Genomic DNA, 15,577 nt, shown 5'->3' on the forward strand with positions numbered 1-15,577 from the left:
CTGTAAGCCTAGAACGGGGCAAGCATGAGCTATTCGTTGTGCAGCAAATTCGGATGAATAATGGCCTGGTACGCATTGTCTGCGCTTAATTTGCCTCCATCTAGTCCGATCAGAACCTTAAGAGCTTCAAATTGCTTGTCATTATGAGTAATGACTACGCGATCCGGTTTAATTGCAAGCATGAACTGTGTACTGCGGTTGACGCCACGGTAAGGAACCAGCCGCAAGCGATCCTGCCATTCAAATTCGTCAGTTCCAATAGCGCTCACAATCTGATCGACCTCGGACCGCTCGATCCGTTTTTTCCAAGATTCAGGGATTTTCTCCCCCCATTGGGACAGCTCCATGACCATGACTGGCGTTTTCGTCAGCGGATCGTACAGCTGATTCCCCGTATCGATCAATCCGGTGCAGCTGGATTCAAACTGGTCGATATGCACGTCCACTTTTGCCATATACGAGGCCATTTCTTCCTTTCGTTTGGAGGCTTGCTGGACATGGCGAAACAGCCAAATCGAGAGAAACAGCACTACAATGATGAACAGCAGCCCTATTTGCAGCCTGTGCTCCACACCTCCGGATTGCGTAAACAAAATACCGTTTATGACCTCGCCGGACGACATCCAGAAATAATGCACTCCTATGATAGCTCCGGCGGCAACAAAGTTAATAACGTAAAAAGCACCTACGTTTCGCCAAAAATGCTGAAGCCCGCCATAGCCGTATGCGGTCAATATCATAATGAGGGACAATATAAATTTGACGGCAAACGTGAACATAAACGACAATGGAGGAAAAAACAAAAGCACTACGTAAGCTCCCCCAATAGCAGCGGAACAGAGCAGCCTCCACCAGCGGAACTGCAGCCTTCTCACTTTGGTCGTAGCCATTAGCAGAACCGCATCAATCAGCATGTTGACCAGGAAAATGAGATCTACATATACTACCATTTTCCCTACCTCCCGGTACCCTCTGCATCGGTTGAGCATTCATGTGATGAGACAAGTATATAGTAAGCTTATTCCAAAGTCTGTCTAAACTTGCCGAGCCGGGAGTACTTTTTTTGTCAATTGGTGGAATCGGGTTCTATTCCTTCAGCTTCTCTATAAACCTCACTCCATACTGCCTGCACAGCTCTTTCTCGGCCTGTGAAGGGGATAGCTCGATCTTGAGTCCATCCAGCGCAATCTCTGCTCCGAGCTCCTGCAGCTTGGCTGTAAGAGTGTCTACGGCAGCGCCGTACTCGGCGTAGGAGGAATCGCAAGAGCCGAACACAGCCGCCTTCTTGCCGCTCAGATCCAGCTCATCAAGCTCCTCAAAGAAATCGAGAAACTCATCTGGCAGTTCGCCGTCTCCCCAGGTATAGGCGCCCAGCAAAATGCCGTCGTATTGCAGCAGCTCGCTACCGCTGGAATCCATCACGTATTTTTGCGTTACATCGCCGCCAGCTTCACGTATCCCTTCTGCTATTTCATCCGCTATAGCCTCGGTGTTGCCTGTCATGCTTGCGAAAATCATGACGATCTTTGACATGGTAATCCCTCCACGATAATATTTTAACAAGACACTTAATTGATAATGATTATTATTATCAATAAATTAGTGCCGTTGTAAATGATAATGATTATCAATTGTCTTGTCAACACTTTCCTTTCTATCATTTATGCATTAAAGAAACAACAAAAGCCCCTCAAACCATCCAAAATGGTTAAGGGGCTCTTACATTCGAAATTTAGTTATTGCCTCGGAACAGATTACTTATCAAAGTTACTTCTGCCGCGATTGCGAAGGAAAGTCGGAATATCCAGCTGATCGTTGGAGGTTTGTCCACCGAACGGACGGAGATTGTTTAACCCCCCGCGGTTATCATTGGCCGCTGCATCACTCGAAGGCGAACTGCTGCTTGCAGGCTTGCGCACTTGCTGAGTCTCAGTCTTATGCTCGAATCCTGTTGCAATGACCGTAACTTGAATTTCATCCTTAAACTTCTCGTCGATAACAGCACCGAAGATCATGTTTACTTCCAAATCGGAAGCTGAAGCTACGATATCGGCTGCTTCGTTGACTTCATACAAGGAAAGGTTGATTCCACCCGTAATGTTCATCAGAACGCCTCTCGCTCCATCGATCGAGGTTTCAAGAAGCGGGGATTGAATAGCCTTTTTGGCGGCTTCGGCTGCTCTGTTCTCACCTGTAGCAACACCGATTCCCATCAGAGCGGAGCCGCGCTCCGTCATAATTGTTTTCACGTCCGCAAAGTCCAGGTTGATTAGTCCCGGAACGGCGATCAAGTCGGAAATCCCTTGAACCCCCTGACGAAGCACGTTATCCGCAACACGGAAAGCTTCGAGCATCGGAGTTTTCTTGTCGACAATTTCCAGCAACCGGTCATTCGGAATGACAATCAGCGTATCTACCTTTTCCTTCAGCGCAGCAATTCCTTGCTCCGCCTGCATAGCACGCTTACGTCCTTCAAAAGTGAACGGCCTGGTCACAACGCCAACCGTTAAAGCTCCGCATTCTTTAGCAATCTCTGCGATTACTGGAGCCGCACCAGTTCCTGTACCGCCTCCCATACCCGCAGTGACGAATACCATGTCAGCGCCTTTCAGCGTGTTGAAGATCAGCTCTCTCGATTCTTCAGCCGCTTTCTTACCTACTTCCGGATTTGCGCCGGCACCAAGACCGCGAGTCAGCTTGTCGCCGATCTGCATCTTCTGATCCGATTTGGATAGCTGAAGCGCCTGGGCATCCGTATTAACGGTGATAAACTCTACACCCTTCACTCCGTTGTCAATCATTCGGTTGACCGCGTTGCTTCCGCCGCCGCCAGCACCGATAACCTTTATCTTGGCAAGACCTTCCATGTCCATATCAAATTCAAACATAGCCTTCATTTTCCCCCTCATTAAGCCTAAAAAGTCATGTGTACCTTAAATAAACTCACTCAACCAATTTTTAAAACGTTCCATGACCGAAGGCCTTTGTTCGCTGGTAGCGGTAGATTTTTTTGGATTCGAGACGGATTTTTTTACTGCACTCGTTTGTTTGGCAATTCGTAAATACTTGAAAGCGTATTGAATAATTCCAACACCACTGGTATAGGACGGGTCGCGTACGCCGATGAAATCCGGCACGGCGATTCGTACTGAAGTCGCTAATTCTGCCTGTGCGACCGCCAGCATTCCCGGCATAGAAACCGTACCGCCTGTCAGCACGTAGCCTCCCGGCAGTTCGGAGAAGCCCAATCGCTGCACTTCCAAATGAACCAAATGAAAAATTTCCTGCACGCGCGGTTCGACGATATTCGCCAAATCTACCTGCGAGAATTCCTTGTCAACGTTACTGCCAATTCGATTTACTTTAAATACTTGATCAGGCGCCGCATGCTCGATAACCGCACAGCCGAATTTCAGCTTGATTTTCTCAGCGATATCGACCTGGGTTCGCAAGCCGATCGAAATATCATTCGTGATATATTCTCCGCCTATTGGCAACGTAGATGTTGCTACTAGATTGTTTTGTTCGAATACCGCGATAGTTGTCTGTCCGGCACCGATATCCACCAGGACGGTTCCTATTGCCTTCTCGTCCTTGGACAGGCACAGATGCCCCGCCGCCAGCGACATCAGGATTAACCCGCTAACCTTAACTCCTGCTTTTTCCACTACGCGGAGCAGATTATGTATGGCTGTCTTCGCCCCTGTGATGATGGTGGCTTCCACTTCAAGACGAACGCCTATCATACTGCGCGGATCGTGAATTTCATCCAATCCGTCAACCAAGTATTGGTTTGGCACTACACCGATAATTTCGCGCTCCGGTGCAAGAGGAATGACCTTAGCTGCCTGAATGACACGCTCGATGTCCTCGTCACCGATTTCGCGGTCCTCATTCGAAACCGCTACTACGCCATGGCTAGATTGCAAAGCTACATGATTCCCGGAAATCCCAACGTATACCTCTGTTATTTGAATACCAACCATACGTTCAGCATGATCGATCGCGTTGCGAATCGATTGTACCGTCTGATCGATATCGACAATGGCTCCCTTGCGAATACCTTCCGAGTCGGCAGATCCAACCCCTATTATATTAATGGCGCCGTTAACGACTTCCCCAATAATAGCACGAACTTTGGATGTACCGATGTCCAAACTAACAATGATGTCATTGCTGCTCAACCCGTGGCACCTCCTATGTCTTAATAGATATAAGCTTTGATGAAAAGAAAGCTTCTGTACTTATTCCACACGGTTAGGGTTTTCCCTCTTTTTTCACAAACTTTTTTCACACAAACTTGTAGCTAAATATACCATAACGTTAATTCTACCATTAAATCCCTAGATTGAGTAGAGCTTTCTATCAATTCCGGGTCGTTTCTTTGCCGGAAGCAGGCTTGACAGGATCCTTCTTGGAATCGGTCGAACCGCTCTGGGCGTTGGAGGTTGTTTTCTTGTCAGATTTGTTGTCTTTCGGGTTCTGGTTCTGGTTCTGGTTCTGGTTCTGGTTCTGGTTCTGGTTTTGGCCTTTATTTCCATCCACTTCAAACGGGGCGTGGGTATCCACCTCGAGCAAGGTTAAGACACCCGTATTGACCTTATTTTCCTTCAAATTGGAAATATAAGAATCCAGATATTGCAGCTTCTCCGGCAAATAACCGATGGTAGTCACCACTTCAAACTGTGAACGGGTATACATCTTGATTCGATCCGGATAGGAACTGGATGGATCCGGCTTAATCTCGGAAATATCCGTCAAAGTAGATTCGGGTGCCGAAGCCAACGCTTTGCACAGCTGAAGCTTCAGTTCCAGGCTGTTCCCCCAGCCGGTCAGTATAGGCTTGTCCATAATGAATTTGAAATCTCCGGACATAGGAATCACGCTTCCGTCGGCCAATATGGCCTCAGGCTGATTCGCATTGCCGAACTGATAGGCGACGCGGGGATATTCCTTGACTTCAATATGTATCACACCAGGAAAATGCTTGGTTACTGTGGCGGATTCTACCATTTTCAAAGCCTTGACCTGCTGCTCTACGTTAGAGGAGGAGACGGCAAAAAAATGATCTCCCGCCTTCACCCCGGAGGCTTGCTCAATGGCATCCGCTGTAAGGAGCTCCTGCCCTTCTACCTCGATGGCCGTAATTTTGCTTAAGGACGATTGAAAGAATAGGATGCACAGCAGTGTGATGAAGAAGAGGAATAAGAACAGGAGCAGCCTTTTGCTGCTTCTGGAACGTTTTTTGGTTTTGGGCTTTTGGATGACGGGCAATCTTTGTTCTTGTTGCAAGGTTGTCCCTCCTAAGGGCTTTCCGAAGGAAAGCCTTACTTCGTAAGCATATGCTTGAGTTTTGCAGGATGCAAAACTTACTTCGTAAGCGTTACTCGGCTTTCTGAAGGAAAGCCTTACTTCGTAAGCATATGCTTTGAGTTTTGCAGGATGCAAAACTTACTTCGTAAGCAAACTATCGAACGAACTATGTAAACCGCCGATATCCCCGTCTAGAAAAAGAGGGGATAAATCAGCGGTAATGGTCATAGGAATCATATATAGATAAGTAAGATAAGAGCTTATTCGGAAGGTACCGGCGATACGCGATGAATATTGGCTCCAAGACGCGACAGCATGAGCTCAATCCTATCGTAACCCCGGTCAATATGATGAATCTGCTCAATCACCGTAGTTCCTTGAGCGGCAAGGCCGGCAATGACAAGGGCTGCGCCCGCCCGCAAATCCGTTGCTTCCACCGTGGCACCGTACAACCGGGGCACACCTTTGATGAAGGCCGAATTCAAGTCCAATCGTATATCCGCACCCATGCGGGAAAGCTCATCAACATGCTTGAATCTTCCTTCAAAAACCGTTTCTTTCACAATGCTGAGTCCATCCGCCAAAGATAACAATACCATAATCTGGGATTGCAAATCCGTAGGGAATGACGGATGAGGCGATGTGACAATACGTTCCACCGATTTAGGTCTCGCTAAGCAGCTTACGTTTATTATATCACCGTGAATGCCTATTTGAACACCTGCGCGCTTGAGCACGTGAATCGCAGACGTCAAGTGAGCGGGACATACATTTTCCAATGTTACATTCCCTCTCGTTACCGCTGCGGCGATCATCATCGTGCCTGCAACAATACGGTCCGGAATAATGCGATATGCGCATGGAGTTAAATTCGATACCCCTTCTATCGTGATGGTATCCGTACCCGCTCCTATAATTTTGGCGCCCATGGCATTCAAGAAATTTTGCAAATCTTGTATTTCCGGCTCCCTGGCGGCATTCGAAATCGTAGTCATGCCTCTGGCCATTGCTGCGGCCATCATAATATTCTCTGTTGCTCCGACGCTGGGGAAGTCCAGCACGATCTCGGCTCCTCGCAGCTCTTTGGCCGTACAGACAATCGTATTAGCGGTTTCTTCAATTTCAGCTCCGAGCGCCGTAAGACCGCTCAAATGTAAATCTATTTTCCTTTCTCCTATGGCACATCCGCCCGGCTGATAGACTTGAACCCGGCCAAAGCGCGCCAACAACGGCCCCATCAAGAAAATGGAGGATCTCATTTGACTCATCAGGCTTTCGGGAATGTGATGCGAGTTCGCAGTGGATGTATCGACGGTTACCGTATCTTCATGATGATCGGTTCGGCAGCCTAATGCTTGTAAAATGCCCAGCATCACTTGAATATCCGACAGGTCAGGCACGTTGCTGATTTCAATCGTCCCCTCCGCCATCATGCCCGCCGCCAATATGGGCAGCGCCGCATTTTTTGCACCATGAATCTTGATGGCTCCCGATAGAGGTCTCCCGCCTTCGATAACCAACTTTTCCAAAGTCCCACCTCCGATTTACCGCTCACCCACCACCAATACCTCGGGCACCAGCTTAATGCCGTTCTTTTCAAAAACGATACGCTGTACCTGTTCGATGAGAGTGAGCACGTCCTGAGCTGTCGCTTTCCCGGTGTTGACGATGAAATTGGCATGCAGCGGTGAAACTTCGGCCCCTCCGACTTTGTACCCCTTCAATCCCGCTTCCTCAATCAGCTTTGCGGCATAATGTCCTTCCGGATTCCGGAACACACTTCCACAAGTAGCCAATTGCAGTGGTTGAGTCCGTAAACGTCTTTCTTTGTAGGCTGCCGTAGTCTCTGTAATTTCTTTTTTGTTGCCGTACTGCAGCTGGAATACAGCCTCGGTGACGATCCCCGGTTCCTTCTGCAATAAAGAATGACGATAATCATACTCGAAATCGGCCTGCTGCATCGTTACCAATTCTCCTGTCGGGAGCAGCACTTCAGCTCTTAACAATATGCGTGACACATCGGACCCGTGAGCCCCGGCGTTCATATAGACGGCGCCTCCCACCGTTCCCGGAATGCCTCCGGCAAACTCGAATCCGGTCAAACCTTCCTTGCTGGCCATGACGGACAGCTTAATCAAGGAATAAGCTCCTCCGGCATAGGCAATATCGCCTTCAAACCGCAGTGTCTCCATAGACGGGCCAAGCTTGAGGACGATGCCGCGTATTCCTTTATCCGCAACCAGCATGTTGGAGCCGCGTCCGAGAACGGTCCAGGACGTCTGGTGCCGATGCAGCAGCTTGACGGCTTCGACCAGCTGCTCCTTCGTCTCAGGGATAAGCAGCACATCGGCCGGCCCGCCGATCTTCCAAGTGGTATGAGGCGCGAGCGGTTCATTCAGCAAGCATTCTCCGTATGCTCCGCTCAGCAATTGTGATATGACCTGTTGCATGGGAAAACCTCCTTCACAGAACTCCAGGGCATCCGTTTTGGGGCACAGCGCTATCGTAACGATGAACAACAGATTAAACACTATTGGATCATCTCGCTTGAACGCCGGCCCTATCATCGTAAAAGCTCGGGTGTCTGTCACGGTTATAGTGTAGTTTATGTAAAATCGGTAATAGTGTGACAATCGCCCAGACAGTTTCTTCAAACTGCAGGAGCCGCATTATTTTAGACATGTTTCTTCTATCAGCCGGATAATGGTATCCGTGGCGCTGTTTTGTTCGGTGGATCTAATGTTGGCCGCCATCCGTTCCCGGTTAGCGTACACGCCATGAATCCCTTCTATTAAGGATTCCGGAGTCAAATTCTCTTCGTACAGCACTTCCGCATAGCCTTTCTTTTGAAACGAAGCCGCATTCAACAGCTGGTCGCCCCGGCTTGCCTGCTTGGTCAGCGGAATCAGCAGCATCGGCTTGCCTAATGACAGAAACTCGAAGATCGACGTAGCGCCCGCACGGGATACCACAAGATCCGTCATAGCCAATATATCGGCCAATTCCTCATTGATATATTCAAACTGCTTGTAACCCCTGCGTTTGGCGTAGGCTTCATCCGTTAGGCCTTTGCCGCAAATGTGGACGATCTGATAATGCTCCAGTAATGTATCAAGCGAATCACGAACCGCGCTGTTGATTTTTTGTGCGCCAAGGCTTCCACCCATGACAAGAAGGACGGGCTTTTGCTTGTGAAAATCACACAGATCCAGGCCCCGATGGGCTTTTCCTTGCAGGATCTGCTCGCGTATCGGCAAGCCTGTGCATATGCCTTTACCGCTTTTGATGTATTTAAGCGCTTCGGGAAAGTTAACGCAGATTTGATTGGCGAAAGGAACCGATATTTTGTTGGCCAGCCCTGGAGTAATATCCGACTCGTGGCAGATAACCGGGATCCGGTTCAACCAGCTTGCCACAATGACTGGAACGGAGACGAATCCGCCCTTGGAGAACACAATGGACGGCTTAAGCTTGCGAAGCAGCCTATAGGCGTCTCCAACACCCTTAATCACCCTGAAAGGGTCCTTTATATTTTTCAAATCAAAGTATCGCCGCAGCTTGCCTGATGAGATAGAATGATAGGGAATTCCGGCATGCTGAATGATGTCTTTTTCGATTCCCTGCTTGGAACCGATATATTGAATGTCCCAACCCTGCTTTTTCAATCTTGAAATGAGCGCGAGGTTAGGAGTGACATGTCCTGCCGAACCGCCTCCTGTAAAGACGATAGTTTTCAAGCCGTTCACCTCGCATAGCGGGAAATATTTAATAGGATGCCGATAGAGGTTAGCATCAGAGTCAGTGATGAACCGCCTGCACTAATTAGCGGCAGCGTAATGCCCGTAACCGGGAACATGCCGATGACGACCCCGATGTTAATCACAACCTGAACGGCAATCATGCCGACAATGCCCGTTGCCAGCAGGCTGCCGAACGTATCGGGAGCAGTAATCGCAGTCCGCATACCGCGCCAAACCAACAGCATAAACAAAATAAGAACAAAAGAGCCCCCAATGAAGCCAAGCTCCTCCGCAATAATAGAGAAAATAAAATCCGTCTGCGGCTCGGGAAGATAGCTGTACTTTTGCCGGCTCATCCCAAGCCCTAATCCGACGAGTCCTCCCGGACCGATGGCATACAGCGATTGTATGGCTTGGTATCCGGCGCCCAGCGGGTCCTGCCAGGGATCGAGGAATGCCGTTATCCGCTTTAAGCGGTACGGAGCGGCGATGACAAGCCCGACAAACCCGGCGACACCTACCATGCCTAAATACGATAAATGGAGCAGTCTAGCGCCTGCCGCATAAATAATGAGAAGAGAGGCCCCTACGAGCACCGCACCCGTCCCCAGATCGGGCTGAAGCATGATGAGGCCGAAAGCCAAGCCTACCAACCCCAGAGGAGGCATAAGTCCCTTCGTAAACAGCGTAATTTTACTCTGCTGCTCGGACAGCATTTTCGATAGAAATAAGATCATGCCCATTTTCATAAATTCGGACGGCTGAATACCGAAAGATCCGATCCCGAGCCAGCTGCGGGCTCCCCCGCGAATAACGCCTATGCCTGGAATCAGCACAATCACCAGAAGGGCAAAGCAGATGATAAGGCCGATTTTGGCGTACTTCTTCCAGACCAGATAATCTACATTCATCGTAAATATCATGGCTGCTATCCCGAGAACGGCAAATAGTAGCTGTCTTTTCAAATAATAGTACCAGTCTCCAAACTCATGAAACGCCAGTACTGCGCTGGCGCTGTACACCATTACCACGCCGATAGCCAAGAGCATCATCGTACATACCAACATTGTTACATCCGGTGCAGACCGCGCTTTTGCCATGCATGCCACCTCTTACCTTATAAAATGGTAGGGTAGGCTTGTATACCCCCCTCTTTAAAGGGTATGCACGGACTGCCTAAACATTCTTCCCCTTTCCTCGTAGGAAGGAAACATGTCCCAGCTGGCGCACGCCGGAGATAATAGGACCACATCTCCCGCTTTAGCCATCGCCGCAGCCTGTCGAACCGCTTCGGTCACCGTGTCCTGCACACTGTTAGCAGTATCGACCAATTTGATTTGACTCATGCCTGCAAGCTTGGCGACATGACTTATTTTCTCTTTGGTTTGACCAATGGCGACCAATCCCTTGACCCTGGTTTGGAATACGGGCAGCAGGTCCATATAATCCATGCCCCGCTCCAGACCTCCGGCGATAAGGATAACGTCCTGCTCGAAGGATTCTATCGTTTTTATCGTTGCCGTAGGATTCGTAGCTTTGGAATTGTTAAAATACAGAACCCCGTTGAGCGTTGCTACGTGCTCTAACCGATGCTCCACTCCCTTGAACTCCTTCAAAACCTCAGCGATGATTTCGATAGACACGCCGAACGTCAATGCGGCACAAGCCGCTGCAGCCGCGTTCTCTACGTTAAAGCTCCCGAAAATCCCCATCTCTTTCACCCCTACGATACGATGGGTCTTTCCTTGAGCGTCACGGTAGACAATACTGCGCTCAGCATCAGGCACGTCATCGGAGAAGGACGGCTGAACGAAAACGCCATAGGACAACTCCTCCTTGGTCGAAAAAGGAAAGACGGAAGCTTTGACTTCCTGGGCCACTCGACGGCATACAGGATTGTCCCAGTTCAGCACGGCTGTATCTTCAGCGGTCTGGTTAGCGAACAGCTTGACTTTTGAAGCTATGTAGTCCTCCATTGTTCCATGGTAGTCCAGATGGGTTTCATACACATTTAACAGGCAAGCCACTTGAGGCCTGAAGTCCGTAGTGCCCTTCAGCTGAAAGCTGCTCAGCTCGACTACCATATGGTTGTCGGGGCCGGCCTCCAAAGCCGCTTCGGTTAAGGCACGACCTATATTGCCTGCCACAATAGGCTTTAACCCTGCTTTATCCAGCATGAGCCCAATCCATGTGGTGGTTGTCGTCTTTCCGTTGGAGCCGGTTATACAAACCATCGGCGCTTTGCATACATGGTAGGCAACCTCGACCTCGGTAACGATTTCTATGCCCAGCTCCAGCGCTTTTTGAATCGGTTCGATCGTATAGGGGATCCCCGGGTTTTTCACGACAAGCTTCACGCCTTCGTGAATCAGCCCGGACGGATGGCCCCCGCAAATAACAGAAATACCCAGAGCCGTAAGTTCATCGGCCTCAGGGCATAAGTCGCGTTCCTTTTTATCGTTAACCGTGACGACGGCTCCCAGCTCATGGAACAGCTTGGCTACAGCGACGCCGCTGCGAGCCAAACCTATAATGACCACTTGTTCGTTCTGATATGCTTGTGGATGCTTCATATGCTACAACACCTCGTTTACGAATAGTCCGATTCCCGCCAAAACGATGCCTGTTGCCCAGAAGGTGATGACAACACGCCATTCGGACCAGCCAACCAGCTCAAAATGATGATGAATCGGGCTCATTTTAAATACGCGTTTGCCCCTTGTTTTGAAGGAGACGACCTGAATGATGACCGAAAGCACTTCGACTACGAAAACCCCGCCAATCAGTACAAGAAGAATTTCCGCTTTGGTCAATATGGCTACTACGGCAAGACCTCCGCCGATACCAAGCGACCCCGTATCCCCCATGAACACCTTGGCCGGATGGGCATTGAAAACGAGAAAGCCCAGCACAGCTCCTACCATGGCAGCAGAGAATACCGCTACATCAGGCATCGTATTATTTAATGCAATAATAGCATACGCCCCAAATGCTACTGCACTTGTCCCCGCCAGCAAACCGTCCAATCCATCGGTAAAATTCACCGCATTGGACGTCCCCAGCATCATAACGACGACAAATGGGTAATAAAGCCAGCCCATCGGGATCGTATAATCGATAAAGGGAATGCGAACATCTGTGCTGTGACCGATTTTGGCAAGCAGGATACAGACAATCACCGATACGATCAGCTGACCGAGCAGCTTTTGTTTGGCTGTTAAGCCTAGTGAACGCTTCAGCAAGATTTTAATATAATCATCCATAAATCCAACTAATCCGTAACCGAGGGAAGCGACCAGCAGAATGACCATTTCCATGCTCTTATCGGCAAAACGCAGCACCGCCAGCGCCAGAGCGAACAGGATGATCGTGCCTCCCATGGTGGGCGTTCCCGCTTTTTTCAAATGACCCTGCGGTCCGTCCGTACGGATTTGCTGTCCAAATTTCAACCTCCTGAGCAGAGGTATGCCCAATGGTCCCATAATGACGGCAAGCAGGAACGCTGCCCCCAAAGTGATCATGACCACGTTAAAATCCACAATTAAGTCCCCCTAAAACTTTCCGTAGGAAAGTTACATCGTAAGCATCATCAAACCTATATGACGGAAAAATACCCTGTTGTTGCCTATGATTCTACTTGACTTGTTGGAGCAGCGTTACGACCTGCTCCAGCTTCATGCCGCGTGAGCCCTTGACCAATACGACGTCTTCCGGTGCCGCGTATGCAGCGACGGCTTGCGCCATCTGACTCTTATCCTCGAATGTATGAACGCGTCCTGCCGGATATCGTGTGGCGGCCTCTTCCGATATCAACTGTGCCAGCTTGCCGAATACGTAAACTCTATCGATGGTTGCCGGATTCAACAATCGGCCGATCTCTCTGTGAAACTCCTCTTCCCGTTCCCCGAGCTCCAGCATATCGCCAAGAACTACAATCTTCCGCCGATAGCCCTGAAGCTCATCCAGAAGGGACAGCGCCGCTTTCATAGAAGTAGGACTTGCATTATAGGCATCGTTTAAGATGGTAAGCCCCGAAGGTGCCTTAAGCATTTCAATTCGCATGCCGGTCATAACGGACGCTCTCAAGCCTTCCGCGATCTTGGCGGCAGGTATGGCAAAATGAATCCCCACGGCGATAGCTGCCAGAGCGTTTACTACGTTATGGAAGCCCAGGAGTGGTATATAGAAGGACACGCCATCGAACCGTTCAATGCGAAAATGCGTTCCGGCTGCATCCATCCGGGTATCGGAAGGATACAAGTCATTGTCCTTGTTGGCGCCAAAACGAACGTGATGAACCCTTGTCGCTTTCATTCCGCCTTCCGCTTTCAGCTCAGGGAGCACCTTCTCTATCAATGGCTCGTCGCCATTGTAGACGAGCGTCCCGTCCTGCTGCAAACCGGCCAAAATTTCCGTCTTCGCCCTTGCGATCTCTTCCCGGCTTCCGAGCTGGAGCAGATGCGCCTCGCCGATATTCGTAATCACTACAATCTCCGGTTCGGCCAGTTCCGACAAGAAACGGATTTCCCCCCGGCCGCTCATTCCCATTTCGAGAACGGCGACCTCCGTGTCCTCTTCGAGCTGCAGCAGCGTCAAAGGAAGACCGATATGGTTATTGTAGTTGCCCAATGTCTTATGCACCTTATAAGAAGCGGACAATACGGAAGCGGTCATGTCCTTCGTCGTTGTTTTCCCGTTGCTGCCGGTGATCCCTACTATGCGGACAGGCAGCTGCAAGCGGTACGCTTTGGCGAGCTGCTGAAGTGCCTTTAGCGTATCATCCACCAGGATTAACGGAACACCTTCCGGACGATTATCGTGATCGTTCTGCCACAGCGTTGCCGCCGCTCCTTTGGACACAGCATCAAGAGCGAATTGATGCCCGTCGAACGATTCTCCGATTAAAGGCACATACAAGTTGCCTTCCTGCAGCGTGCGCGTATCCTTGGACACGCCCTTTATCACAAGATTATCGTCACCATATGCGAGAGTGCCTCCCGCCATGTCGGCTATCTGCTTTAATGTACGTTTAATCATGGTATCGTCCCCTTATTGCTTCTTTGGCGACCTCACGGTCATCAAAATCATGCTTGACTCCCATGATTTCCTGATAGGTTTCATGCCCTTTCCCCGCAATCAATACTACATCGTCAGGGGTTGCCCGAGCAACGGCTTTTTGAATAGCTTCCCGCCGATCGGTGACCAATTCGTATCGGTCCTCATGCAGACCCGCCTCTACAATACCCGGTACGATATCCTGCAGTATTCGTTCCGGATCCTCGGTACGCGGGTTATCGGAGGTTACATACACATAATCGCTGTACGCCGCCGTTACTTTGCCCATTAACGGGCGTTTCGTCCGGTCCCGGTCCCCGCCGCAGCCAAACACGCAGTAAACCTGGCCTTTGGCAAACTGCTTGATCGTGGAGAGTGCATTCTCCAGACCATCCGGTGTATGTGCATAATCGACCAGCACAAGAAACGGCTGCCCTGCGTTGACGATTTCCATACGCCCATCCACGGATTCGATCGCCTCCAGGCTTTTTTTCACGCCCTCAAGAGGAATTCCTTCCAATAAAGCGGCTGTTATGGCAGCCAGCGCATTATACACGTTGAATTTACCGACCAGCTTCATTTGGATATCCGCCGTGCCGCGGAAGGTTACGCAGCGGAAGCGTGTGCCTTTGGACGTGATCTCGATTTGCTCGGCCCGCACGTCGGCGTTATGATCGATCCCATACGTTATGACCTGTGCGGAGGTCAGCTTGGAATAATACTCCGAAGCAGCGTCGTCCACGTTCAGGACGGCAAAGCGATGCTCATTGGGATCATCCGAAAAGTCGTTGCCGAGCCGGGAGAACAAAAGTCCTTTGGCCGCTTTATACTGCTCCATCGTTTCGTGGTAGTCCAAATGATCCTGCGTCAGGTTCGTAAAAATGCCGGTGCGAAAGCTGCAGCCTTTGACCCGGCCCAAGTCAAGCGCATGGCTGGATACTTCCATGATGCAGTAATCGGTGCCGGCGTCGGCCATAAGCCGCAGGTTTTTTTGCAGATCAACGGCTTCCAGCGTCGTACGCTCCATCCCGGTCACCGTTGAACCGATTTTCATCTTGATCGTTCCCATCAGTCCGGTGCGGAACCCTTGATCACTAAGTATCGCTTCGATCAAATACGTGCTGGTCGTCTTACCGTTAGTGCCGGTAACTCCGATCACTTTCATCTGACGGCTGGGATATTGATAGAAATGATTGGCTATGACTGCCATTGCAAACCGGCTGTCCTTAACAACAAGCTTCGGTACATCCACATCGACATCATGCTCTACAACCAGAGCCGCAGCTCCCATTTCTACGGCTTTTGCTGCATATTCATGACCGTCTGTTACCAAGCCGGAAATGCACAGGAACAAATCACCGGGCTGCACCTTGCGAGAATCGGTCTGAATCCCGGTAAACACCGTCTCGCCGTCACCCAAAATATGGCTTACTGCTAACTGAGAAGCCAGTTCCTTTAGCTGCATGAGT

The 15,577-nt window shown here is 50.0% G+C and carries 13 protein-coding genes; all 13 read right to left on the reverse strand.

The window, feature by feature from the left end; genetic code table 11:
• Positions 1–29: 29 nt before the first annotated feature.
• On the reverse strand, positions 30–950 hold the full coding sequence (spoIIGA, locus tag B1728_RS12210) for a sigma-E processing peptidase SpoIIGA (RefSeq protein ID WP_079910478.1): 921 nt from the start codon (positions 948–950) through the stop codon (positions 30–32).
• Between the two features lie 136 nt (positions 951–1,086).
• Positions 1,087–1,533: a flavodoxin gene (locus B1728_RS12215; RefSeq protein ID WP_079910479.1), complete on the reverse strand. Its 447-nt coding sequence runs from the start codon at positions 1,531–1,533 to the stop codon at positions 1,087–1,089.
• Positions 1,534–1,754: 221 nt separating this feature from the next.
• Entirely contained in the window at positions 1,755–2,888 is a 1,134-nt protein-coding gene (gene ftsZ / locus B1728_RS12220; RefSeq protein WP_079910480.1) for a cell division protein FtsZ, read from the reverse strand.
• A 45-nt stretch (positions 2,889–2,933) separates the two neighbouring features.
• A complete protein-coding gene (gene ftsA / locus B1728_RS12225; RefSeq protein WP_079910481.1) occupies positions 2,934–4,184 on the reverse strand; it encodes a cell division protein FtsA in 1,251 nt (416 codons plus the stop codon).
• A 181-nt stretch (positions 4,185–4,365) separates the two neighbouring features.
• Positions 4,366–5,292 (reverse strand): cell division protein FtsQ/DivIB, encoded by a 927-nt coding sequence (locus B1728_RS12230; protein WP_079910482.1) that lies wholly within the window; start codon positions 5,290–5,292, stop codon positions 4,366–4,368.
• A 281-nt stretch (positions 5,293–5,573) separates the two neighbouring features.
• Positions 5,574–6,842, reverse strand: coding sequence for a UDP-N-acetylglucosamine 1-carboxyvinyltransferase (murA, locus tag B1728_RS12235; RefSeq protein ID WP_079910483.1), 1,269 nt, complete (start codon positions 6,840–6,842; stop codon positions 5,574–5,576).
• 15 nt (positions 6,843–6,857) lie between these two features.
• Positions 6,858–7,763 (reverse strand): UDP-N-acetylmuramate dehydrogenase, encoded by a 906-nt coding sequence (gene murB, locus B1728_RS12240; RefSeq protein ID WP_079910484.1) that lies wholly within the window; start codon positions 7,761–7,763, stop codon positions 6,858–6,860.
• A 219-nt stretch (positions 7,764–7,982) separates the two neighbouring features.
• The gene (locus tag B1728_RS12245) at positions 7,983–9,050 is read right to left on the reverse strand and encodes an undecaprenyldiphospho-muramoylpentapeptide beta-N-acetylglucosaminyltransferase (RefSeq protein WP_079910485.1); all 1,068 of its coding nucleotides are present in this window, start codon (positions 9,048–9,050) and stop codon (positions 7,983–7,985) included.
• Positions 9,051–9,055: 5 nt separating this feature from the next.
• Entirely contained in the window at positions 9,056–10,153 is a 1,098-nt protein-coding gene (gene spoVE, locus B1728_RS12250; RefSeq protein WP_079910486.1) for a stage V sporulation protein E, read from the reverse strand.
• 54 nt (positions 10,154–10,207) lie between these two features.
• Positions 10,208–11,626: a UDP-N-acetylmuramoyl-L-alanine--D-glutamate ligase gene (gene murD, locus B1728_RS12255; protein ID WP_079910487.1), complete on the reverse strand. Its 1,419-nt coding sequence runs from the start codon at positions 11,624–11,626 to the stop codon at positions 10,208–10,210.
• Between the two features lie 3 nt (positions 11,627–11,629).
• Entirely contained in the window at positions 11,630–12,592 is a 963-nt protein-coding gene (mraY, locus tag B1728_RS12260) for a phospho-N-acetylmuramoyl-pentapeptide-transferase (protein ID WP_079910488.1), read from the reverse strand.
• A 94-nt stretch (positions 12,593–12,686) separates the two neighbouring features.
• Positions 12,687–14,090: a UDP-N-acetylmuramoyl-tripeptide--D-alanyl-D-alanine ligase gene (locus tag B1728_RS12265; protein ID WP_079910489.1), complete on the reverse strand. Its 1,404-nt coding sequence runs from the start codon at positions 14,088–14,090 to the stop codon at positions 12,687–12,689.
• Complete coding sequence (locus tag B1728_RS12270) at positions 14,083–15,573, reverse strand: UDP-N-acetylmuramoyl-L-alanyl-D-glutamate--2,6-diaminopimelate ligase (RefSeq protein ID WP_079910490.1); 1,491 nt, start codon at positions 15,571–15,573, stop codon at positions 14,083–14,085. The genes B1728_RS12265 and B1728_RS12270 overlap by 8 nt, the downstream gene beginning before the upstream one ends.
• Positions 15,574–15,577: the final 4 nt, after the last annotated feature.

Source organism: Paenibacillus sp. 32352 (genome assembly GCF_002042965.1).
GTDB classification, from domain to species: domain Bacteria; phylum Bacillota; class Bacilli; order Paenibacillales; family NBRC-103111; genus Paenibacillus_S; species Paenibacillus_S vulneris.